Origin of the sequence: Streptomyces sp. CA-249302, assembly GCF_050936785.1 — a bacterium.
In the GTDB taxonomy this organism is placed as follows: domain Bacteria; phylum Actinomycetota; class Actinomycetes; order Streptomycetales; family Streptomycetaceae; genus Streptomyces.
Genome location: NZ_JBNJMG010000001.1, coordinates 9,168,850 through 9,188,904 on the forward strand (window position 1 = coordinate 9,168,850; position 20,055 = coordinate 9,188,904).

Annotated in this window: 18 protein-coding genes; 10 read left to right on the forward strand and 8 right to left on the reverse strand. The window is 72.2% G+C overall.

Annotation, left to right across the window (positions count from 1 at the left end; translation table 11 throughout):
* Positions 1 to 63 precede the first annotated feature (63 nt).
* Positions 64 to 828: a creatininase family protein gene (locus tag ACQEWB_RS41255; RefSeq protein ID WP_432840550.1), complete on the reverse strand. Its 765-nt coding sequence runs from the start codon at positions 826 to 828 to the stop codon at positions 64 to 66.
* A 38-nt stretch (positions 829 to 866) separates the two neighbouring features.
* Here ACQEWB_RS41255 and ribA point away from each other — a divergent pair, with 38 nt between their 5' ends.
* Genes ribA through ACQEWB_RS41275 form a run of 4 tightly spaced genes read left to right on the forward strand, consistent with a single transcriptional unit; the run spans position 867 to position 4,884 of the window.
* Positions 867 to 1,529, forward strand: coding sequence for a GTP cyclohydrolase II (ribA, locus tag ACQEWB_RS41260; protein WP_432840552.1), 663 nt, complete (start codon positions 867 to 869; stop codon positions 1,527 to 1,529).
* The gene (locus ACQEWB_RS41265) at positions 1,486 to 2,679 is read left to right on the forward strand and encodes an NAD(P)/FAD-dependent oxidoreductase (protein ID WP_432840554.1); all 1,194 of its coding nucleotides are present in this window, start codon (positions 1,486 to 1,488) and stop codon (positions 2,677 to 2,679) included. Before ribA ends, ACQEWB_RS41265 begins: the two co-directional genes overlap by 44 nt.
* Positions 2,676 to 3,737: a saccharopine dehydrogenase gene (locus tag ACQEWB_RS41270; RefSeq protein WP_432840556.1), complete on the forward strand. Its 1,062-nt coding sequence runs from the start codon at positions 2,676 to 2,678 to the stop codon at positions 3,735 to 3,737. The genes ACQEWB_RS41265 and ACQEWB_RS41270 overlap by 4 nt, the downstream gene beginning before the upstream one ends.
* Complete coding sequence (locus ACQEWB_RS41275; RefSeq protein ID WP_432840558.1) at positions 3,730 to 4,884, forward strand: saccharopine dehydrogenase family protein; 1,155 nt, start codon at positions 3,730 to 3,732, stop codon at positions 4,882 to 4,884. The genes ACQEWB_RS41270 and ACQEWB_RS41275 overlap by 8 nt, the downstream gene beginning before the upstream one ends.
* Before the next feature lie 9 nt (positions 4,885 to 4,893).
* Here ACQEWB_RS41275 and ACQEWB_RS41280 read toward each other — a convergent pair whose 3' ends face one another.
* From ACQEWB_RS41280 to ACQEWB_RS41290, 3 genes are all read right to left on the reverse strand, one after another.
* On the reverse strand, positions 4,894 to 6,123 hold the full coding sequence (locus tag ACQEWB_RS41280) for a serine hydrolase domain-containing protein (protein WP_432840560.1): 1,230 nt from the start codon (positions 6,121 to 6,123) through the stop codon (positions 4,894 to 4,896).
* Between the two features lie 72 nt (positions 6,124 to 6,195).
* On the reverse strand, positions 6,196 to 7,731 hold the full coding sequence (locus ACQEWB_RS41285; RefSeq protein ID WP_432840562.1) for an MFS transporter: 1,536 nt from the start codon (positions 7,729 to 7,731) through the stop codon (positions 6,196 to 6,198).
* Positions 7,728 to 8,303, reverse strand: a complete 576-nt coding sequence (locus ACQEWB_RS41290) for a TetR/AcrR family transcriptional regulator (protein WP_432840564.1) — start codon at positions 8,301 to 8,303, stop codon at positions 7,728 to 7,730. Before ACQEWB_RS41290 ends, ACQEWB_RS41285 begins: the two co-directional genes overlap by 4 nt.
* An 81-nt stretch (positions 8,304 to 8,384) precedes the next feature.
* Between ACQEWB_RS41290 and ACQEWB_RS41295 the strand changes: the two genes are divergently transcribed.
* Positions 8,385 to 8,807, forward strand: a complete 423-nt coding sequence (locus ACQEWB_RS41295; RefSeq protein WP_432840566.1) for a PPOX class F420-dependent oxidoreductase — start codon at positions 8,385 to 8,387, stop codon at positions 8,805 to 8,807.
* Between the two features lie 80 nt (positions 8,808 to 8,887).
* Entirely contained in the window at positions 8,888 to 11,026 is a 2,139-nt protein-coding gene (locus tag ACQEWB_RS41300) for a tetratricopeptide repeat protein (protein ID WP_432840568.1), read from the forward strand.
* Positions 11,027 to 11,030: 4 nt separating this feature from the next.
* Here ACQEWB_RS41300 and ACQEWB_RS41305 read toward each other — a convergent pair whose 3' ends face one another.
* A complete protein-coding gene (locus tag ACQEWB_RS41305) occupies positions 11,031 to 12,332 on the reverse strand; it encodes a hypothetical protein (protein ID WP_432840570.1) in 1,302 nt (433 codons plus the stop codon).
* Positions 12,333 to 12,583: 251 nt separating this feature from the next.
* Between ACQEWB_RS41305 and ACQEWB_RS41310 the strand changes: the two genes are divergently transcribed.
* Both ACQEWB_RS41310 and ACQEWB_RS41315 read left to right on the forward strand, forming a co-directional pair.
* Complete coding sequence (locus ACQEWB_RS41310) at positions 12,584 to 12,901, forward strand: hypothetical protein (protein ID WP_432840571.1); 318 nt, start codon at positions 12,584 to 12,586, stop codon at positions 12,899 to 12,901.
* A 161-nt stretch (positions 12,902 to 13,062) separates the two neighbouring features.
* Complete coding sequence (locus ACQEWB_RS41315; RefSeq protein WP_432844269.1) at positions 13,063 to 13,473, forward strand: VOC family protein; 411 nt, start codon at positions 13,063 to 13,065, stop codon at positions 13,471 to 13,473.
* A 91-nt stretch (positions 13,474 to 13,564) separates the two neighbouring features.
* Here ACQEWB_RS41315 and ACQEWB_RS41320 read toward each other — a convergent pair whose 3' ends face one another.
* Positions 13,565 to 14,905, reverse strand: coding sequence for an MFS transporter (locus ACQEWB_RS41320; RefSeq protein ID WP_432840573.1), 1,341 nt, complete (start codon positions 14,903 to 14,905; stop codon positions 13,565 to 13,567).
* A 190-nt stretch (positions 14,906 to 15,095) separates the two neighbouring features.
* Complete coding sequence (locus tag ACQEWB_RS41325; RefSeq protein ID WP_432840575.1) at positions 15,096 to 15,761, reverse strand: TetR family transcriptional regulator; 666 nt, start codon at positions 15,759 to 15,761, stop codon at positions 15,096 to 15,098.
* A gap of 143 nt (positions 15,762 to 15,904) precedes the next feature.
* Here ACQEWB_RS41325 and ACQEWB_RS41330 point away from each other — a divergent pair, with 143 nt between their 5' ends.
* On the forward strand, positions 15,905 to 16,780 hold the full coding sequence (locus ACQEWB_RS41330) for a shikimate dehydrogenase (protein ID WP_432840577.1): 876 nt from the start codon (positions 15,905 to 15,907) through the stop codon (positions 16,778 to 16,780).
* 32 nt (positions 16,781 to 16,812) lie between these two features.
* Entirely contained in the window at positions 16,813 to 18,609 is a 1,797-nt protein-coding gene (locus ACQEWB_RS41335) for a bifunctional sugar phosphate isomerase/epimerase/4-hydroxyphenylpyruvate dioxygenase family protein (RefSeq protein ID WP_432840579.1), read from the forward strand.
* Here the strand turns inward: ACQEWB_RS41335 and ACQEWB_RS41340 are convergent.
* Positions 18,596 to 20,053, reverse strand: a complete 1,458-nt coding sequence (locus tag ACQEWB_RS41340; RefSeq protein ID WP_432840581.1) for a membrane-associated oxidoreductase — start codon at positions 20,051 to 20,053, stop codon at positions 18,596 to 18,598. The genes ACQEWB_RS41335 and ACQEWB_RS41340 overlap by 14 nt on opposite strands.
* Between the last annotated feature and the right edge of the window lie 2 nt (positions 20,054 to 20,055).

Consider the following 20,055-nt stretch of genomic DNA (forward strand, 5'->3'; position numbering starts at 1 on the left):
CGTCGCCCGCTGGTACACGGGCCTGCGTGCGGGTTCCGGGGCGTCCCCGGAACCCGACGGCGCCTATGCGCGTCCTTCCTCCGAGGTCAGCAGCGAGAAAATCGCGCCGAAGGAATCCGCGAAGCTCGCCAGCAGTTCCTTCCCCTTTTCCGCGGAACCCAGCGAAGGACGTCCAATGACACCCGAATCGGTATAGCCGGACATACCGAGGGTGAGCAGATGACGCCGGTCGTCCGCGACGAAATCGGAGGTCTCATAACCGGGGCGGAGAAATTCCGGATGAGCGTGCAGCAGGATGGAGGTCTCGATTTCTCCCGCGTGCATGTCGGTCAGCAGCGAGGTGGTCACCCCCGCCCGCTGCCGCGCCGCTTCCCAGTCCTCCGCGGCCGGGAACAGCGCCATGCGCTCGCCACGGGCGGAGGATTCCTGGACGACATTGCCCAGTACGTAGTTCCCGCCGTGCCCGTTGACGACCACCAGGGCGTCGACGCCGGAGCGGCGGAGCGACTGTGCAATGTCACATACCACCGAGTGAAGGGTCACCGAGGAGATGCTGACGGTCCCGGGCCAGGCCGCGTGCTCGTGCGAACAGGAGATCGTCACCGGAGGGAGGAGGTGCACCGGGTACGCCGCGGCGATCTCCCGGGCCACGGCACAGGCGACCAGCGTGTCGGTCGCCAGCGGAAGAAACGGACCGTGTTGTTCGAAGCTTCCCACCGGAAGGACGGCCACCTGTGTTGAGACACCCGCCGCCCTGGTCCGTACCTCTTCCGTAGTGTCCGCCGGCACCAGTCCGTCTGCCGCCGTACGCGCGCCCGAACCACTCATTTCTTCACGGCCTTTCGTCTCTGCTTAGGAATCGAATCATGACAGAAAAAATCGGCGTACTCGGCAAGAAGACCCCGCAGCGCACGGGCGTGGAACGGATAGTGAATGCACCGCTGCCCACGGTGTACGGGCAATTCCGGGCCGTGGGTTACATGGATCATGATCGCGGCGATGAACAAGTGGCCCTGGTCTACGGTGAGATAGGCGCCGACGACGTTCTGACCCGGTTGCATTCCGAGTGCCTGACCGGTGACGCGTTCGGCTCCCAGCACTGCGAGTGCGGCGATCAGCTGGCCGCCGCGCTGAAGGCCGTGGTCGCCGAAGGCAGCGGCATAGTCGTGTACTTGAGGGGCCACGAGGGCCGCGGTATCGGCCTGCTCGCCAAGCTGCGCGCGATGGCCCTTCAGGCGGAGGGCCTGGACACGGTGGAGGCCAACCTCGCGCTCGGCCTGCCGGTGGACGCCCGCGACTACGGCGTCGCCGCCGGGATGCTGCACGACCTGGGCGTGAAGTCCGTACGCCTGCTCTCCAACAACCCGCGCAAGCGCGAGGCGTTGGTGGACCACGGCATCGAAGTCGCCGAAACCGTCCCGCTGTTGATCCCGCCGTGCGAGAGCAACATCACCTATCTGCGCACGAAGCGGGAACGGCTGGATCATGTCCTGCCGCACCTGGACGCGGTGGCACACCTGTCATCCTGACCGCGTGCAGACACAAGCCAGTGCCGTAGTCATCGGCGGTGGGGTGATGGGCACGAGCATCGCCTACCACCTCGCCGCCGCCGGTGTCCGGGACGTCGTACTCGTCGAGCGGGACGAGCTGGCATCCGGGTCCACGTCGAAGGCCGCGGGCGGAGTGCGGGCGCAGTTCTCCGACGAGCTGAACGTCCATCTGGGGGCCCGCAGTCTCGAGGCCTTCGGGCGGTTCCAGGAGGAGATCGGGTACGACATCGGGCTGCACCGCGTCGGCTACCTCTTCCTCCTCTCCACGCCCGAGGAGGTCGCCTCCTTCGAGGAGAGCGTCCGGCTCCAGAACTCGCTCGGCGTGCCCAGCCGCATGATCACGCCGAAGGAGGCCCGCAAGCTCTCCCCGCTGATCAGCACCGACGGTCTGCTCGCCGCCGCCTATTCGCCGGACGACGGCCACTGCACCCCCGAGGCCGTGGTCCACGGCTACGCCTCCGCGGCCCGCGCGCTCGGCGTCCGCATCCTGCGGCACACCGAGGTCACCGGCATCGAGCTGCACGGCAGCACGATCACCGCCGTCTCGACCACCCTGGGCCGGATCGCCACGGGCGTGGTCATCTGCACGGCCGGCCCCTGGTCGCGGGCGGTCGGCAGGATGGCCGGCGTGGAGCTGCCGGTGGTGCCGCTGCGCCGCCAGATCGCCGTCACGGAACCGGTCAAGGGGCTGCGTCCCGACCTCCCCATGACCATCGACTTCACCACCAGCCTCTACTTCCACGCCGAGGGCCCCGGCCTCCTCCTCGGCATGTCCGACCCGGACGAGCGGCCCGGCTTCGCCACCGACACCCACGACCGTTGGATCCCCGGCCTGTACGCGGCCATGGAGCGCCGCGCACCCGCCCTGCTCGACCTGCGCCGCACCGGTGGCTGGGCGGGCCTGTACGAGGTCACCCCGGACCACAACGCGCTGATCGGCGAGGCCACTTCGGTCTCCCGGTTCCTCTACGCCACCGGCTTCTCCGGGCACGGTTTCCTCCAGGGACCCGCCGTCGGCGAGGTCGTCCGCGACCTGTGCCTGGGCCGCGTACCCTTCGTGGACGTCAGCCCCTTGAGCGCCGACCGTTTCGCGGCCGACGCCCACCGCCCGGAGGCCAACCTCGTATGACAGAGCTCCACCTGTGGCTGCGCCACGAGGACCGCAGGACCGAACGCCGCACCCCGATCGTGCCGTCCGACGCCCGGCGGCTCGTGGACAGCGGAGTGACGCTGACCGTGGAGGAGTCCCCGCAGCGGATCTTCCCGATCGAGGAGTACGAGGCGGCCGGCTGCGATGTCGCGCGTGCGGGCTCGTGGGTGTCGGCGCCGCAGGACGCCGTGATCCTGGGCCTGAAGGAACTCCCGGACGGGCCGGGCGAACTGACGAACCGGCACATCTTCTTCGGCCACGCGTACAAGCGGCAGCCCGGCGCCGAAACCTTGCTGCGTCGCTTCGCGGCGGGCGGCGGCACCCTCCTCGACCTGGAGTACCTGGTCGACGACCACGGCCGCCGTCTCGCCGCCTTCGGGTTCTGGGCCGGCTACCTGGGCGCCGCCCTCGCCGTGCTCCAGCAGCGGGGCAGGCTCGTCGCGCCGCTCAGGCCCACCTCGAAGGAGGAACTGGACGAACGCCTCCGACGGGCCGACGGGGACGAGGAGTTCACCGCCCTGGTGATCGGCGCCCTGGGCCGCAGCGGCCGCGGCGCGCGCCTCGCCCTCCAGATGGCCGGCGTCGAGCCCACCTGCTGGGATCTCGCCGAGACCCGCGACCTGGACCGGCCCGCGCTGCTCGGGCACGACGTCATGGTGAACGCGGTCCTCGCCACCACCCCCGTCCCGCCCTTCCTGCGCGAGGCGGACCTCGACGACCCCGCCCGCCGCCTGCGCACCCTGTGCGACGTCACCTGCGACGTCGGCTCGCCGCTGAACGTCCTGCCGGTCTACGACCGCACCACGGACTGGACGGATCCCGCGCGCCGCCTGCGCAAGGAACCCCCGCTGGACCTCATCGCCATCGACAACCTGCCCTCCCTGCTCCCGCAGGAGTCCAGCACCGACTTCTCGGCGGCCCTCGTCCTCCAGCTGCTGGAGTTCGGCACCGGCGGACCGTGGGGCCGCTGCCTGGACCGGTTCCACCAGGCCTGCCGTGAACTCGGCATCGCAGAAGGGGAGTTCCGCAATGTCTGAACGCGTCCCGGCGAGCGGCACCGTCCACTGGATCGGCGCCGGACTGTCCACGGGCAGCGGCCTGGCCCGGCTGTGCGAGAGCGCCGGGCGGGTACGGCTGTGGCACCGCACCGAGGAGCGGGCCGCCGAGGCCCTCGGCCGGCTGGGCCTCACCGGGCGCGCCGAACCCCGCGCCTACACGCTCCCCGCGCTCACCGCCGAACTGGTCCCCGGCGACGTCGTCGTATCGATGCTGCCCGCTCCGGAACACGCCGGCCTCCTCGCCGCCTGCGTCGCCGGCGGCGCCCACTTCGCCTGCTCCAGCTATGTCTCGGACGCCGTCCTCGAACAGGTGCCCGAGGCTGCCAAGGCCGGCCTGGTCGTCCTCACCGAGGCCGGGCTCGACCCGGGCATCGACCACCTCTTCGCCCACAGCCTCGTCGCCCGCGCCCGGGAGGCCGTCGGGGACGGTACGGCGGCCTCGTACACCTTCACCTCGTACTGCGGCGGCATCCCCGCGGTGCCGAACGACTTCAGGTACCGCTTCAGCTGGGCGCCCGCCGGTGTCCTGGGCGCCCTTCGCTCGCCCGCCCGTTACATCGAGGACGGCGCCGAGACCACGGCGGACCGTCCCTGGGAGGTCACCCGGCCGCACGTCCTCGACGGCGAGAGCTTCGAGGTGTACCCGAACCGGGACAGCGTGCCCTTCGTCGAGCAGTACGAGCTGCCGGCCGCCTGGCGGGCGCGGTCGTTCGTGCGCGGCACGCTGCGGCTGGAGGGCTGGCTGCGGGCCTGGGACGCGGTGTTCGAGGAGCTCCGGGCCGGGGACGACGCCCGGATCGCCGCCCTGGCAAGGGAGTTGGCGGACCGGTACCCGACGACGGAGGCCGACCGCGACCGTGTCGTCCTCGCCGTGTCGCTCGACGTGCGCGCCGAGGAGGGCCGGAACTGGTCGGGTTCCTACCTGCTCGACCTGGTGGGTGACGCGGAGGAGAGCGCGATGGCACGGCTGGTCTCCCGGCCGCTGGCCCTCGGGGTCCGGCACATCCTGGACGGTTCGCTGCCGGCGGGCCTGAACCGGGCCGCGGAGACGGCGGCCCGGTCGGAGGAGTGGCTGGGCGAACTCGCCGGTGAGGGAGTGGAGTTCACCCTTCGCGCCGCCCCCTAGGGCGTGTCGTCAGTCGGTGATCGCCTCGTACACCAGGCGCTTGAGGTCCGGGTTGAGCTTGAAGGTCTTCGGCCGGACCTGGGTCATGAACTGCACGGTCAGATCGTGGGCGGGGTCGACCCAGAAGGTCGTCGTCGCCGCCCCGCTCCAGCCGTAGGCGCCCGGGCCCGAGGGCGCCAGGGTGCGCTCCGGGTCGACGACGACGGAGACGCCCAGGCCGAAGCCGACGCCGTCGTGGCCCGGCTGGTCCTGGGCCGGGCGGCTGCCGAAGGCGCGCAGGTCGGCGCCGCCCGGAAGGTGGTTCCTGGTCATCAGGTCCACCGTCCCGGGCGCGAGGAGCCGGACGCCGTCGAGTTCTCCGCCACGGCGCAGGAACTCCATGAAGCGGTGCACGTCGTGCGCGGAGGCCGCGAGCCCGCCGCTGCCGGACAGGAAGCGGGGCCGTCCGCCGCGCAGCGGCAGCCCGGGGACCGGCTCGATACCGCCGGTGTCCGTCTCGCCGTACAACTCGGAGAGCCTGACGGCCTGTTGGTCGCTCACGCGGAATCCGGCGTCGGTCATGCCGAGCGGACCGAGGACGCGCTCGCCGACGAACTCGTCGAGCGGCTGCCCGGAGACGACCTCGATGACCCGGCCGAGCACGTTGGTGGCCACCGAGTAGTTCCACTGGGTGCCCGGCTCGAACTGGAGCGGCAGGCTCGCGTACACCTCCACCGTCTCGGCCAGGTTCGAGCCCGGCACCACGGCCGACTCAAGGTTGGCCGCGCGGTACAGGGCGTCGACGGGGTGGGAGTGGTAGAAGGCGAAGGTCAGGCCCGCGGTGTGGGTCAACAGGTGTCGTATCAGCGGGGGTTGGGCGGCCGGACGGGTGCGGACGTCCGCGCCGGAGCCGCTCTCGTAGACCTGCGGGTCGGCGAAGGCGGGGAGGTGGTGGGCGACCGGGTCGTCGAGCGAGAGCCGGCCCTCCTCCACGAGTATCAGCGCGGCGACCGTGGTGACCGGCTTGGTCATGGAGTAGATCCGCCACAGGGTGTCCGGCTCGACGGGCAGACCGGCGGCGATGTCACGCCGGCCGTGCGCGGTGAGGTGGGCGACGCGTCCGCCGCGCGCCACGGCCACCAGATAGCCGGGCAGGCGTCCCTCGTCGACGTAGTGGGCGAAGTGCTGGTCGAGGCGGTCCAGTGCCTTCGCGTCCAGCCCGGCGTCGCCCGGGTCCACCTCTTGTCGCAGCTGTGCCATCGCTCGTTCTCCTCCACTTGCACTCGTCGAGGTTGCGCTCCGGTGAACACGTCACCGAACCGGCCTCAGAGCTCATCGTCGCGCAGGAACGCGGGCCGGGTCCCCCTCTTGGCCGGTATTGATCGCCAGGGCAGAACGTTTCGGCAGCCGCCGTCCCACCAGCGCCCCGGCCCCCGCCACCCCCGCGAGCACCAGCAGCGGCAGCGCGTGACCGTGCCCCAGCCCCATGAGCGTGGTGGCCACGGCCACCCCCAGCACCGGCCCGACGTTCATCGCGGTCTGCTGCAACCCGCCCGCCACCCCGGCCGACTCCACGGGCGCCTGTCGTACGACGACATGGGTGGCGGCGACCATCACGGTCCCGTATCCGGCGCCGAGCAGCGCGAACCCGGCACAGAGAGTGGGCGAGCCCTCGGCCCGGACCAGCACGAGCACGCCGGCCGCCAGGACGGTCATCGCGACCACGGTCGTACGGCGGGCTCCGGCCCGGCGCAGCAGTACGGCGGACCCGGGCGCGGCGGCGACGACCAGGGCCGCGAGCGGGAGGCCGAGCAGCGCCATGTGCAGGGGGTCGAAGCCGAGGGTGTCCTGCAACAGGAAGGTGGCGACGAACAGCGTGCCCTGGAGCGTGGCGGAGGCGGCGACCAGGATGCCGAGCGCGGGGGTGACGGCGGGGGAGCGGACGACGTCCGGCGGCACCAGGGGGTTGGCGGTACGGCGCTCGTGGCGGACGAAGGCGACGCCGGCGATCAGGGTCAGGAGCAGGGCGGCCGAGGCAGTGGGGGAGAGGCCGTCGGCGGGCAGCGTGACCAGGGCGTGGACCAGGCCGGCGAGGGCCAGGGCCAGGAGGATGGCGCTGAGAGCATTCAGGCGGCTGACCGCGTGGGAGGTCGGGCTCGGCTCCTCGGCGCCGGTGCCGACCGGGTGTGGTCGGGCGGAGGGCTGCCCCTGGGCACTGCCGCCGACGGCGTGGGGTCGACCGGACGGCTGCCGCGCGGTGCCGCCGCTGCCCGTGCCGAGGCGGGCGCCGGGCTGGGCGGAGGGTGCCTGCTCGGTGTTGCCGCGAACGGTGAGCGCGAGCGTGCCGAACACCAGCGCCGGTACGACGTTGAGGAAGAACACGGCCCGCCAGCCCGGCCCGGAGACCAGCGCCCCGCCCAGCACCGGCCCCATCGCGGCCGCCAACCCGATCGCGCTCATCCGCAGAGCGATCGGCATCCGCAGCCGGTCCGGCGGGAACGCGGCCCGCAGCATGCCGAGCGTGGCCGGTTGCAGCAGCGCCCCGAACACGCCCTGCGCGACCCGCAGTCCGATCACCCAGCCGATCCCGGGCGCGACCCCGATCCCCGCCGAGGCCGCCCCGAAGCCCAGCATCCCGACGCCGAAGACCCGTTGATGCCCGTACCGGTCCCCGAGCCGCCCGGAGAACACCAACAACCCGGCCACCGCGATGAGATACCCGGTGCCGGTCCACTGGACCTGCGCGAAGGAGGCGCTCAACTCCCGTTGCAGGGTGGGTTGTACGACGGTCAGGACTGTGCCGTCGAGGGCGACTATCATCGCGCCGACCACGCTGCTCGCGAGGGTGAGGGATCGGTGCGTGGTCATGCCCCGGCCCCCAGGTGCGCGTCGAGGGCCGACTGCAGCAGCGGTACGAAGTCGTCGGCGCCGGTGGCCAGTTGGAGGCTGCCCCAGGCCCACAGCTGCGCGATGCCGTGCAGGTTCGCCCACAGCGCGCCCGCGACCAGCCGGGCGTCGACGTCGGGGCGGACCCGGCCGACCAGTTCCACCAGACGGCCGAACAGCGGCAGGCTGGTGTCCCGCAGCCTCAAGTGTCCGCTCTCCAGCAGGTCGTGACGGAACATCAGCTCATACATGCCGGGGTTGTCGAGGGCGAACCGCAGATAGACGTCCGCCAGCGTCGCGAGCTGCTCGCGCGGCGGTGCCGTATCGTCGCCGACCGCCGCCGTCACCCTCTCGCCGAGCTGGGCGAAGCCGCGCCGTGCGATGGCGGAGAGCAGCTCCAGGTGGGTCGGGAAGTAGCGGCGCGGCGCTCCGTGCGAGACGCCGGCCCGGCGTGCGATCTCCCGCAGGGTGAGGGCCTGCGCGCCCTCGCGGGCGACCAGCTCCACGCCGACGTCGACCAGCCGGGTCCGGAGCCCTGTCTCCGATTCATCCATAGACACTGTCTACCAGGTGGCCGTAGACAGTGTCTACCCGTGCCGGGAATGCGGTGGCCCGGCGCGCGGGTTGACCCAGATATGACTCAGGACACACTGCTGGAGCTGCTCTCCGACCACCACGGCGGCGTGCTGGTCACCCTCAAGCGCGACGGACGACCCCAGCTGTCGAACGTCAGCCACCACTACGACCCCGACGAGCGGATCCTCCTGATCTCGGTGACGGACGACCGGGCCAAGACCCGCAACCTGCGCCGCGACCCGCGCGCGTCGTACCACCTGTCCAGCCCCGACCGGCGGGCCTACACGGTCGTCGAGGGCACCGCGGAACTCACGCCGGTCGCCAGGGATCCGCACGACGACACGGTCGAGGAGCTCGTCCGCTACTACCGCGGAGTCCTCGGTGAGCACCCCGACTGGGACGACTACCGCGCCGCGATGGTCCGCGACCGGCGGCTGGTGGTGCGGCTGAAGGTGGAGCGGGCTTACGGGATCCCCAGGTGATGCCCCGTCACCCGCCCCTGATCCGGCTAGGGTTGATCCACTGAGAGTGACGCGGATTCAGGGACGGGGGATCGAGGGGCATGCTGGACCTCCTTTCGGTGGGCGCGATCAGTGCGGTCCTCGGCGCGGTCGGAAACGGCATGGCCGGGGAATTCGGCAAGTGGGCCTGGGAGTCGGCGGGCGGAGCGGTCCGGCGTGTCGCCGGGCGGGAGGTGGTCGCGCCCACGACGCCCGGCCAGCTCGAGGACGTGGCCCGTCTGGTGCACGAGCGGGTGCGGGCCGATCCGCAACTCGCCCGCACCTGGGCCTCGTTCGCCCGCTCGGCACCCGTGCCCGGGGTGCCCGAACGGCTCGCGCACCCCCGCCTGCCCGGTGCCCCGCGCTTCTTCACGGACCGCGAGCAGGCCGTGAAGCTCCTCGACAAGGAGGCGACCCGCCCCTTCGAGGGCCGTCCCAGGTTCGCCCTCCTGCACGGCCCCGAGGGCATCGGCACGACCACCCTCGCCTGCCACTGGGGCTGGCGGCAGGTCGACCGCTACCCCGACGGCCAGCCCTACGTCGACCTGCGCGCCCGCACCCCCGAGGCCGCCCTCGGTGATCTGCTGCGCCAACTCGGCCTGGCGGAGGAGGAGATACCCGCGTCCGCCGATGCCCGTGCCGACCTCTTCCGGCGCTGCGCGGCCGACCGTCGTCTGCTCCTCGTCCTCGACCACGCCACCTCGGCGGCGCAGCTCGAACCACTGCTGATCACCGCGCCGGAAGTGTTCACCATCGTGGTCGCCCGGCATCCGCTCGTCGGGCTCGGTGCCCTGCGGATCCCGATCGGCCCGCTCGCGCGGCGGGACGCGGTACGGATGCTGAAGCGCGTGGCGGGAGAGGACGCGGTCGCCGCCGCGCGCCCCACCCTGCCCACGCTCCTCGACCGCTGCGCGGGCTCGCCGTACGCGCTGCGCGCCGCGGCCGTCCACCTCGCGACGGGGCGCGGGCCTCGGGAGGACGCCGTCGGCGCCCCGGAAGGTGCGGCCGTGCCTCCGGAGAACCCCACCCGGCCCGAGACCGACCCCGTCCGCGCCGCCACCGAGGACTCCTACCGTCACCTCGCCCCCGACGCGGCCCGCCTCTACCGCCTGGCCGGCCTGCGTGACTGGCCCGCCCTCGACGCAGCCGCGGCCGCGTGGGCCACCGGGGCCGACGAGACCGAGGCCGCCCGCCTCCTGGGTGAGCTCGCGGACGCGCTGCTCCTCCAGCGCACCGGCTCCGGCCGCTACCGCTACCGCCCCTCCGTCCGTGCCCACGCCGAGCGCACCGCGGCCGCCGTCGACGGTGTCGCGGCCTGCTCGGCGGCCGTCGCCCGGGTCGTCGACGGCTGCCGTGACCTGGCCGTCGGTGCGGCCCGGGCCGCACTGCCGGAGAGCTGGCGGGTGCCCGCCGCCGACTCGCCCGTCACCTTCGCGTCCAAGGGCGCGGGTGTCGCCGCGCTGACCGCCGAGGCGCCGACCCTCGTCGAGGCGATCGCCGCCGCGGACGAGTTCGGCGACCCGGACTCCGTCGTGCTGCTCTGCCAGGCACTGTGGCCGCTCCAGCTCAAGGCCGGCCGGCACGAACTCCTGCTGCCCGCCCTGCGCACCGGCGCCCGCGTGGCCGACGAGCACTTTCCGGGCACCCGCACCGCCGGCGCCCTGCACGCCCAACTCGCCCACACGCTCACCGAGTTGCGTCGCTGGGCCGAGGCCGAGCCCGAGACCCTCGCCGCCGCGCGGGACGAACAGGCGGCCGGACATGTCCGCGGCCACGCCTCCGCGGTCGAGTTCCTCGGCCTGCTCCGCCTGCGACAGTGGCGGTTCCAGGAGGCGTACGACTGCTTCGAGGAGGCGTACCGCGTCCTCGACGGCATCGGCCCCGAGGACGAGGGTGCCGCCGATCTCCCGCGCGCCCGTGCCCTGTTGGACCGCCATCGGGGCCGCGCCCTCGGCCGCCTGGGCCGCCGAGAGGAAGCGCTGGAGCGGCTCCGGCACGCGCTGGACTTCTTCCGGGACCGCGAGCCCTACAACATGGCCCGTACCCTCACCGATCTCGCCGAGATCCACCTCGACGCGGGCCGGCCCGAGGCCGCGTCGCCGCTGATCGACGCGGCGCTGGTGGCGTTGGAGGGCGAAAAGGCCGAGTACCAGGTGGAGTTGCTGCGGGTGTTGCGGGAGCGGTGCACCGCGCCGGAGTGAGGGGTCAGGCCGGGGTGACTGTCACCGTGCGGGTGACCCGGCCCGTGCGGACCACCATCCCCCGCCCGGCCAACTCCTCCAGCGACTTGCCCGAGGCCACCCACGCGTGCAGCGCGGACGCGTACACGGCCGGATCGGCGTCGGCGGCCCCGACCGCGGCGGTCAGCCGCAGCAGCGCACCGGCGCGGGTGCGCACGACACAGGCCCCCGGCCCCGTGACGTATGCCGCGAGCGCGCAGTGCGGGTGTCTGCCCAGCACCTCCGCCGTCCACTCGGCGGGCGACCCGAACCGCCGGTCGTCCGCGTCCCCGTGCCGCAACACCACGTCGGCCAGGGCGAGTCGGTCCGTCTCACGGGTGTCCTCGTGCACCGCCAGATGTGTCTCGCCCTCCTCGTACGGCGCCTGGTGCGGCCCCGCGTACCGGGCGACCGTGATCTCGCCGGCGCCCGGCAGGCGGGTCAGCACCTGGAGGGGGACGGTCGGGTTCGAGGGGACGTATGCCGGGAGCGGGAGCGGTTCGAGGAGTGCGGGCCCGTGGGGTTCGGGGAGGTCGAGGGCGTCGTAGAAGAGGCGGCGCAGCCGGGTGGCCGATTCGCCGGGCAGAGAGCTGGTGAACTTGGCCGGTCCAGCGGCGGGTTGATGGCCCGCGAGCAGTGACTCCACCTGTGGGCGCAGGGGGTGTGCGGGGTCCAGACGGGGTGCGCTGCGTACGAATTCGTAAACCGGTGCCTCCTGGGCGAGGCCGTCCAGGGGAGCCGCGCCCAGCAGGACCGGCGTGCCCAGGGCCGCGGCGTAGTACGTGACCGAGCCGTGGTCGCCGATCACCGCGTCCGCGGCGATCAAGGCCTGGCGCCAGCCCTCCAGCGGGTCGATCAGGGTCAGGCCGGCGCGGCGGGCGCGGTCGAGCCAGGCGCGGATCTGGCCGGGGCCGTGACCGTGCCAGACGTTGGGGTGCAGGACGGCCGCGAGACGGTACTCGTCGGCCGGGAACTCCGAGGTCAGACGGGGGAGGAGGGAGGGGAGTACGTCATCGCCGCCGCCGTCGCCGAAGAGGGACTCCGGGTTCCAGGTGGAGGTCAGGACGATCAGCCGGCTGCCTCGGCTCACGTCCAGGGCCCGGCGGTAGCGCTCGCGGTAGGTCCGGGCCGCCAGCAGGCGGTCCCAACAGGGGTCCCCGGCGAGTACGGCCGTGGGCGCGGCCTCGGGGCAGGCGACGCGCAGACGCTCGTACTGCTCGGGGTGGGAGAGGACCAAGGCGTCCGCGATCGGGCTGCCGTCCGCGTCGAGCAGCCACTCCGGTGACAACCCGAAGACCGGATCTGTCGCCTTCCGCCCGCCGCCCGGTGTCGGGTGTCGGGTGTCGGGTGTCGGGTGTCGGGTGTCGGGTGTCGGGTGTCGGGTGTCGGGTGTCGGGTGTCGGGTGTCGGGTGTCGGGTGTCGGGTGTCGGGTGTCGGGTGTCGCCAGTTTTTTAGTGTATCCGATTCCGTGGGACAATATGGTCAACTGTCCTGAAAGCGCCCGGAGTTGACCGCCGAAGCTCGCGGAGACGGCAAGCGTGACCGGAGTCGCGATCGCCTGCTCCCACGGGAGTACCGGGATGCCCGTGTCGGCCAACAGCTCCGCGACGCCGGCCCGGAACGCCGAGGAACCCGGGCAGGTCGCGAGCAGCTGCACCCTGAAGTCGTCGTGGAACAGCGGCAGGACGTCCAGCAGCCGGGTCGCCGCGGTCACGTTGTGGACGACGAGGAGCACCTTGCGGCTGTGCCCGCGCGTGGCCCACCGCGCCGCGTCGTCGCCGACCGGCACCCGTATCCACCCGGCCCCCGCCACGCCCTCGCCCGCCTCTCGCGCCGCCCGCCACCCGTACGTGTGATCGGGCAACGATAACTGCCCTGAATCCGGCCGGAGGCGGATGTCCCGGGTCGGAGCGCGCGGGTCCTAGGTCCACGGGTGCAGGGCGGACGGCCGATGGTTCGGCGATCACGGACTGCCTAGGCTGCGGAAAGACACCACGCAGCTCAGGAAGGGGTCATGATGCCCGTCAACGGCCGCAGCCACGTCCGGATCGCCCGCCCGTCACGCGACCTCGGGGTCGCCGAGCGGTTCTGGGTGCGGGGGCTCGGGCTGAGTGTGGTGTGGCGGACCGAGGGGGGTACGGAGCCGGGGGAGCACGACCTGTTGATGGTCGGGTGGCCTGATGCCGGGTGGCATCTGGAGCTGGTTCACGAGCCGGCGCAACCGGTGGAGCCCCGGCCCACCGCGGAAGACCTGCTGGTCGTGTACGTCGACGGGCCCGTGCCGGAGGATCTGGTCACGAGGCTGGAGGCGCACGGGGGGAAGCGGGTGCCGTCGCCGAACCCGTACTGGAACCGGTGGGGGGTCACGGTCGAGGACCCGGACGGGTATCGGCTGGTGTTGTGCGAGCGCGGCTGGTCCAACGGTTGAGGGCGGCTGACAACCGGGAGGACCCCGGGCCCCGGAGCCTGTACGGCGTCCGGAGCCGGGGTACTCGTGCGATGGCGCGATGGCGCGATGGTCAGGCCGTAACCGTCTCCGGCTGCGACGCCGCCCGCGCCGGACGCTCACCCAGCGCCTCCGTCGGAACCCTGTGGGTCTCGCGCGCCGACACCGCGGCGATCACCGGCGGGACGCACAGGGCCGCGGTGAACAGGGCCACCGAGGACCAGTCGTCGCCGCCCGGACCCGCGATCTGCGCGGCGAAGGTGACCGCGAAACCGGCCACGGCGAAGCCGATCTGCGTGCCGATCGCCATCCCGGACAGCCGCACCCGGGTCGAGAACATCTCGCCGTAGAAGGAAGGCCACACACCGTTCGCGGCGCTGTAGACGACACCGAAGGCGACGATGCCCAGGATCAGGATCAGCGGGTAGTTCCCCGTGGAGATCGCCCAGAGGTACAGGAACATCGTGATCGCGCTGCCGACCGCGCCGATCAGGTACACCGGACGGCGCCCGATGCGGTCCGACAGCGTGGCCCACGCGGGGATCGCGCCGAGGGCGACCAGGTTGGCCAGCGCGCCCACCCACAGCATCGAGGAGCGGGACATGCCGACGGAGTCGCTGGTGGCGTAGGCCAGGGCCCACACCGTGAAGATCGTGGAGACCGAGGCGATCAGCGCGCCCCCGATCACCCGCAGCACGTCCACCCAGTGCTCGCGGAGCAGCACCACCAGCGGCAGCCGTACGACACCGTCGGTCGCCGCCTGCTGGGCGAAGGCCGGGGTCTCCTGGAGCTTGCGGCGGATGACGTAGCCGGCGACCGCCACGATGACGCTGGCCCAGAACGGGACGCGCCAGCCCCAGGACATCAGCTGGTCGTCGGGGAGCTGGGCGACCGCGAGGAAGACCAGGGTGGCGATGAGCTGGCCGCCCTGGGTGCCGCTGAGGGTGAAGCTGGTGAAGAAGCCGCGCCGGTTCGGCGGCGCGTGTTCGAGCGTCATGGAGTTCGCGCTGGCCTGCTCACCGGCCGCGGAGATGCCCTGGAGGATCCGGCACAGCACCAGCAGGACCGGCGCGAGGCCGCCGACCTGGGCGCGGGTCGGCAGACAGCCGATCAGGAAGGTCGACAGGCCCATCAGGATCAGCGTGAAGACCATGATCTTCTTGCGGCCGACCTTGTCGCCGAAGTGCCCCAGGAAGAGCGCGCCGACCGGCCGGGCCGCGTACGCGACACCGAACGTGGCCAGCGACAGCAGGGTCGCGGTGGCCGGGTCGGACTCGTCGAAGAAGACCTTCGGGAAGATCAGCGCGGCCGCGCTGCCGTAGATGAAGAAGTCGTAGTACTCCAGGGCGCTGCCGATCCAGGCGGCTGTCGCCGCCTTTTTTGGCTGCCCGACGGCTTCGGCGGGGACGGACACGGGCGTGCTCCTTCGGGGGAACTCCAGCGTAGGCGGAGTGAGCGGAGGGGGAAGGTGCCGGAACCCTGGGGTGACGGGGCGGCCGCGCCGGGTGCTACCCGGCTAATTAACCCACTGGATAGTTAGTAGTGGTTGGCTACGGATGTTGCGCTCAGGTTTCCCGCGTGTCAAGGGGTGGCGCCGTACGACCTCAGTCGGTCGCCCGCTCCGCCGTCAGATAGGCGATCACCATGTCGCCGAGCATGGCCCGGTAGTGCTCGCGCTGGGCCGGGTCCACCAGGTCGCGGCCGAACAGGGCGCCGAAGGTGTGCCGGTTGGCGACCCGGAAGAAGCAGAAGGAACTGATCATCGCGTGCAGGTCGACGGCGTCCACCTCGGCCGTGAACAGCCCGGACTCCCGGCCCGACTCCAGGATCCGGCGGATCACGTCCAGTGCCGGCGAGCCCATCTTCCCGAGCTTCTCGGAGGCGGTGATGTGCTCGGCCTCGTGGATGTTCTCGATGCTGACCAGGCGGATGAAGTCCGGGTGCTGCTCGTGGTGGTCGAAGGTGAGCTCGGCGAGCCGCCGGATCGCCGCGACCGGGTCCAGGTGCTCGACGTCCAGCTCCTGCTCGGCCTCCCGGATCACGCCGTACGCCCGCTCCAGGACGGCCGTGAACAGCTGCTCCTTGCCGCCGAAGTAGTAGTAGATCATCCGCTTCGTGGTGCGGGTGCGGGCGGCGATCTCGTCCACCCGGGCCCCGGCGAAGCCCGCCCGGGCGAACTCGTGGGTCGCCACGTCGAGGATCTCGGCCCTGGTGCGGACGGCGTCACGGATGCGGCCGTTGGGTCGTGCCGGTTCGTCGACGCTGGTCATCGGGTTCCTTCGGGCCGAGGGGCGCGGGATTGTGCCGCGTGCCCGCGATTCTAGAAGCAGGCGGGGGCTTCCCCGGTCCCGCATCGGCCTGCTATGACTAACGTACTAGTTCGTACATTAGTGAGCCGCTCAGGAGGGCCGCCGTGGCCAAGGACACGTATCTCGTCGGACTGATCGGTTCCGGTATCGGCCCGTCGCTGAGCCCGGCCCTGCACCAGCGGGAGGCCGACCGGCAGGGGCTGCGCTATCTGTACCGGCTGATCGACATCGACGTGCTCGGCGTCGAGCCGGAGGCCGTGGGCGACCTGGTGCGGGCCGCGGGGGACCTCGGCTTCGACGGGCTGAACATCACGCACCCGTGCAAGCAGCTGGTCATCGAGCACCTGGACGCGCTCGCCCCGCAGGCCGAGGCGCTGGGCGCGGTCAACACGGTGGTCTTCGAGGACGGACGGGCGATCGGCCACAACACGGACGTGACCGGGTTCGCGGCGTCGTTCGCGCGGGGGCTGCCGGATGTGCCGTTGGAGCGGGTGGTGCAGCTGGGCGCGGGTGGGGCGGGGGCGGCGGTCGCCCACGCCACGCTGACGCTGGGGGCCGGGCGGGTCACCATCGTCGATGCGCTGGCTGACCGGGCGGCGGATCTGGCGGCTTCGCTGAACCGGCACTTCGGGGAGGGGCGGGCCGCCGCGGCGACCCCGGACCAACTGGTGCGGTTGCTCGCGGAGGCCGACGGAGTGGTGCACGCGACGCCGACCGGCATGGCCGCCCACCCGGGGCTGCCTTTCGCCGCGGAACTCCTCCACCCCGGGCTGTGGATCGCGGAAGTGGTCTACCGCCCCCTTGAGACGGAGCTGCTGCGCACCGCCCGCGCGATCGGCTGCGCCACCCTGGACGGGGGCGGGATGGCGGTCTTCCAGGCGGTGGACGCGTTCCGGCTGTTCACCGGGCGGGAACCCGACGCGACCCGGATGCTCACCGACATCTCCGAACTGGCCGGTGCCGTAGGGGTCCAGAAGTAGTCCCGGACATCGCCGGAAGAAGAGGTACCGACATGCGTACGTCCATCGCCACCGTGTCCCTCAGCGGGTCCCTGACCGAGAAGCTCACCGCTGCCTCGCGGGCCGGGTTCGACGGCGTCGAGATCTTCGAGAACGACCTGCTGGCCAGCCCGCTCACGCCCGAGGAGGTCCGCGCGCGCTGTGCCGATCTCGGGCTCGGCATCGATCTCTACCAGCCGATGCGGGACATCGAGGCCGTGCCCGAGGAGGAGTTCGGGCGGAATCTGCGGCGGGCCCGGCACAAGTTCGAGGTGATGCGGCGGCTCGGGGCGGACACCGTGCTCGTGTGTTCCAGCGTGCACCCGCTGGCCGTCGACGACGACGCCCTCGCCGCGGACCAGCTGAGCCGACTCGCCGATCTGGCGCGGGAGTTCGGGATCCGGGTGGCCTACGAGGCGCTCGCCTGGGGGCGGCACGTCAGCACGTACGACCATGCCTGGCAGATCGTCGAGAGCGCCGGGCATCCGGCCCTGGGTACCTGCCTCGACAGCTTCCACATCCTCTCCCGCGGCTCCGACCCCAAGGGCGTCGAGGACATCCCCGGCGAGAAGATCTTCTTCCTCCAGCTCGCGGACGCCCCGCTGCTCGCGATGGACGTGCTCCAGTGGAGCCGGCACTACCGGTGCTTCCCGGGGCAGGGCGGGTTCGACGTCGCCGGGCTCGTCGGGCATGTGCTGCGTGCGGGGTACGACGGTCCGCTCTCCCTCGAGGTCTTCAACGACGTCTTCCGCCAGGCCGAGGCGGGCCCGACCGCCGTGGACGCCCACCGCTCGCTCCTGGTCCTCCAAGAGGCGCTGGGCGTAGCCCAGTTGCCCGCCCCCGTCGTTCCGACCGGCGTCGCCTTCGCCGAGCTGGTCACGCCGGACGCCGAGCCGGTGTCCGAGGTGCTCGGTGCGCTCGGGTTCGCGCGCACCGCACGCCACCGCAGCAAGCCGGTCGACCTGTGGCAGGCGGGGGAGGCCCGGGTGCTCGTCAACACCGGCCCGGCCGCCCGCCGGGACGGCACCGGTCTCGCCGCGATCGGCCTCGAGTCACCTGACCCGTCCGGCGCCGCCCGCCGCGCCGAGGCCCTCCTCGCGCCCGTGCTGCCGCGCCGCCGCGCGATCGAGGACGCCCCGCTCGACGCGGTGGCCGCGCCCGACGGCACGGAGCTGTTCTTCTGCGCCACCGACCGGCCCGAACTGCCCAACTGGCGCGCCGACTTCGAGGACGTCGAGCACACGCCGGAGGCCGCGGGCGTACGGCGCATCGACCACCTCGCCCTGGTCCAGCCCTGGCACCACTTCGACGAGGCCACCCTCTTCCACCGCAGCGTCCTGGGCCTCGCCGCACAGGAGAGCGTGGACGTCGCCGACCCCTACGGCCTGCTGCGCAGCCGCGCCGTGACCAGCGCCGACGGCGAGGTCCGCATCGCCCTGTCGGTCGGCGCGGCACCGGCCGACGACACGGTCCACGCCCAGCACATCGCCCTCTCGACGGACGATGTCGTGGCGGCGGCGCGTCGGTTCCGGGCGGCGGGCGGGCTGCTGCTGCCGATGCCGGCGAACTACTACGACGACCTCGCCGCCCGATTCGAGTTCGCCGACGGGGAGTTGGAGACGTATCGCGGACTCGGCATCCTCTACGACCGCGACATGCACGGGGAGTTCCGGCACTGCTACACCCGGACCGTCGGGCGCGTCTTCTTCGAACTCGTCCAACGGGACGGCGGCTACCGGGGTTACGGCGCCCAGAACGCCCCCGTCCGCTTGGCCGCCCAGCACGCGGCCCGGCGCCTCACTGGCGGCTGACGGTTCTGGTCACGCCGGTGACGACCGTGGTGGCCAGGATCCAGCCGGTGATGATCAGGCCGTAGGAGAGGTACTGGTACCAGCCGTCCGGCGCGAAGGCCTCCTCCTGGCCGAAGGAGATCACCGGGAGGAGCAGGTCGAGGGTGTAGAAGACCGGGTTGAAGTGCGGGGCCTCCGACGGCTTGAGGGCGTGCGGGTGGTGCAGGGCGTACACGGTCGAGCCGATCGCGAGCAGGGACAGCAGCCACACCGCCGCGCGCAGCGGGCGGAAGCCGTAGCCGACGGTGGCGTCCTGGGCGTACCCCCACAGGCGCCCGTACCAGGCGCGGGTCGAGCGCAGACGGCGCTGCTTGGCGAGTTGGACCAGGCGGGCGGCGTAGTCGTCGCCGATGCGGCGGTACGCGGCCGTCAACTGCTCGTAGGAGTGGGGCTCGTAGCGTGGGTCGCGCTCCAGCATGTGCAGACGGCGTTCGGCGGGTTCGTGCGGGGTGAGCGTCGTGTAGGTGAGGTCGCTGAGGAACACCTTGTCCGGGAGCATCTCGGGGTCCAGGTAGAGGACTTCGAGGTGGGCGCGGCGCAGGTTGAGGATGCCGTCGAGGGCGCCCCTCAGCAGCCAGAGCTCACCGACCGTGCAACTGCTGATCCGGAGCGCGGTGCCTCCGGGGTTCGACAGCTGTGCGCGGGTCAGGTCGAAACGGGCCGGGACTCGGGAGCCGCGGAGGTCGACGCGGCCGTGGGTGCGCACGAACCTCATCCGCAGGTCGGAGCCCGTGTCGAAGCTGAGGGCACTGATGGCGGTGGCCCCGGGGTTGTGGAACTCGGCCTCCTCCAGGTTCACCGCGCCGGTGACACCGGCCCCGTCGAGCCGCACCTGGCCGTGCGTCCGCAGCTTCGGCGCCCACAGGTCGTCCCCGATCTCGGCATGGTTGAGCTGGAGCACCGGCTCCGAGTCGTCCTGCGCCGAGAAGTGCGCCCGCTCCATGAACAGGGCCCCGGAGATCTGTGCCCCGCCCAGCCGCACCGGCCCCAGGATCCGGGTATCCGTCAGCCGCAGCACCCCCTCCACCCGCACGGTGGCCGCCGTCAGCCCCGGCAGCACCGAGTTGCTCAGGTTGAGCTGGCGGAACCGGGCGCCGTACAGCATCGGCGTCTCGTCGAAGTGGCAGTGGCTCAGCCGTACCGCGAACTCCGTCGAGCCGTACCGCAGGTCGAAAACGCCGGTGATCCGCGCCCCGGACACCTTCAGAGCGGCGATCTCTCCCGGCTCCTGCGGACCGTTGAGCAGCAGGGAGCGCAACACGGCCGCCCGGACGGTCCGTTCGGGCCCCCACTGCGCACCCTCGGCCAGGTCCTCGTCGTCCGCCTCCCGGAAGTCGACCGCCGCCCCCGTCGGAAACGCCTGCCACACTCGCCGCTCGGCCGGCGTCAGATCGTTGATCTCCACAG

What these genes read in the sequence shown, in the direction of transcription:
- ACQEWB_RS41255 (WP_432840550.1), bottom strand. Translation starts at nt 828, where the DNA reads ATGAGTGGTTCGGGCGCGCGTACGGCGGCAGACGGACTGGTGCCGGCG.
- ribA (WP_432840552.1), top strand. Translation starts at nt 867, where the DNA reads ATGACAGAAAAAATCGGCGTACTCGGCAAGAAGACCCCGCAGCGCACG.
- ACQEWB_RS41265 (WP_432840554.1), top strand. Translation starts at nt 1,486, where the DNA reads ATGTCCTGCCGCACCTGGACGCGGTGGCACACCTGTCATCCTGACCGC.
- ACQEWB_RS41270 (WP_432840556.1), top strand. Translation starts at nt 2,676, where the DNA reads ATGACAGAGCTCCACCTGTGGCTGCGCCACGAGGACCGCAGGACCGAA.
- ACQEWB_RS41275 (WP_432840558.1), top strand. Translation starts at nt 3,730, where the DNA reads ATGTCTGAACGCGTCCCGGCGAGCGGCACCGTCCACTGGATCGGCGCC.
- ACQEWB_RS41280 (WP_432840560.1), bottom strand. Translation starts at nt 6,123, where the DNA reads ATGGCACAGCTGCGACAAGAGGTGGACCCGGGCGACGCCGGGCTGGAC.
- ACQEWB_RS41285 (WP_432840562.1), bottom strand. Translation starts at nt 7,731, where the DNA reads ATGACCACGCACCGATCCCTCACCCTCGCGAGCAGCGTGGTCGGCGCG.
- ACQEWB_RS41290 (WP_432840564.1), bottom strand. Translation starts at nt 8,303, where the DNA reads ATGGATGAATCGGAGACAGGGCTCCGGACCCGGCTGGTCGACGTCGGC.
- ACQEWB_RS41295 (WP_432840566.1), top strand. Translation starts at nt 8,385, where the DNA reads ATGACTCAGGACACACTGCTGGAGCTGCTCTCCGACCACCACGGCGGC.
- ACQEWB_RS41300 (WP_432840568.1), top strand. Translation starts at nt 8,888, where the DNA reads ATGCTGGACCTCCTTTCGGTGGGCGCGATCAGTGCGGTCCTCGGCGCG.
- ACQEWB_RS41315 (WP_432844269.1), top strand. Translation starts at nt 13,063, where the DNA reads ATGCCCGTCAACGGCCGCAGCCACGTCCGGATCGCCCGCCCGTCACGC.
- ACQEWB_RS41325 (WP_432840575.1), bottom strand. Translation starts at nt 15,761, where the DNA reads ATGACCAGCGTCGACGAACCGGCACGACCCAACGGCCGCATCCGTGAC.
- ACQEWB_RS41335 (WP_432840579.1), top strand. Translation starts at nt 16,813, where the DNA reads ATGCGTACGTCCATCGCCACCGTGTCCCTCAGCGGGTCCCTGACCGAG.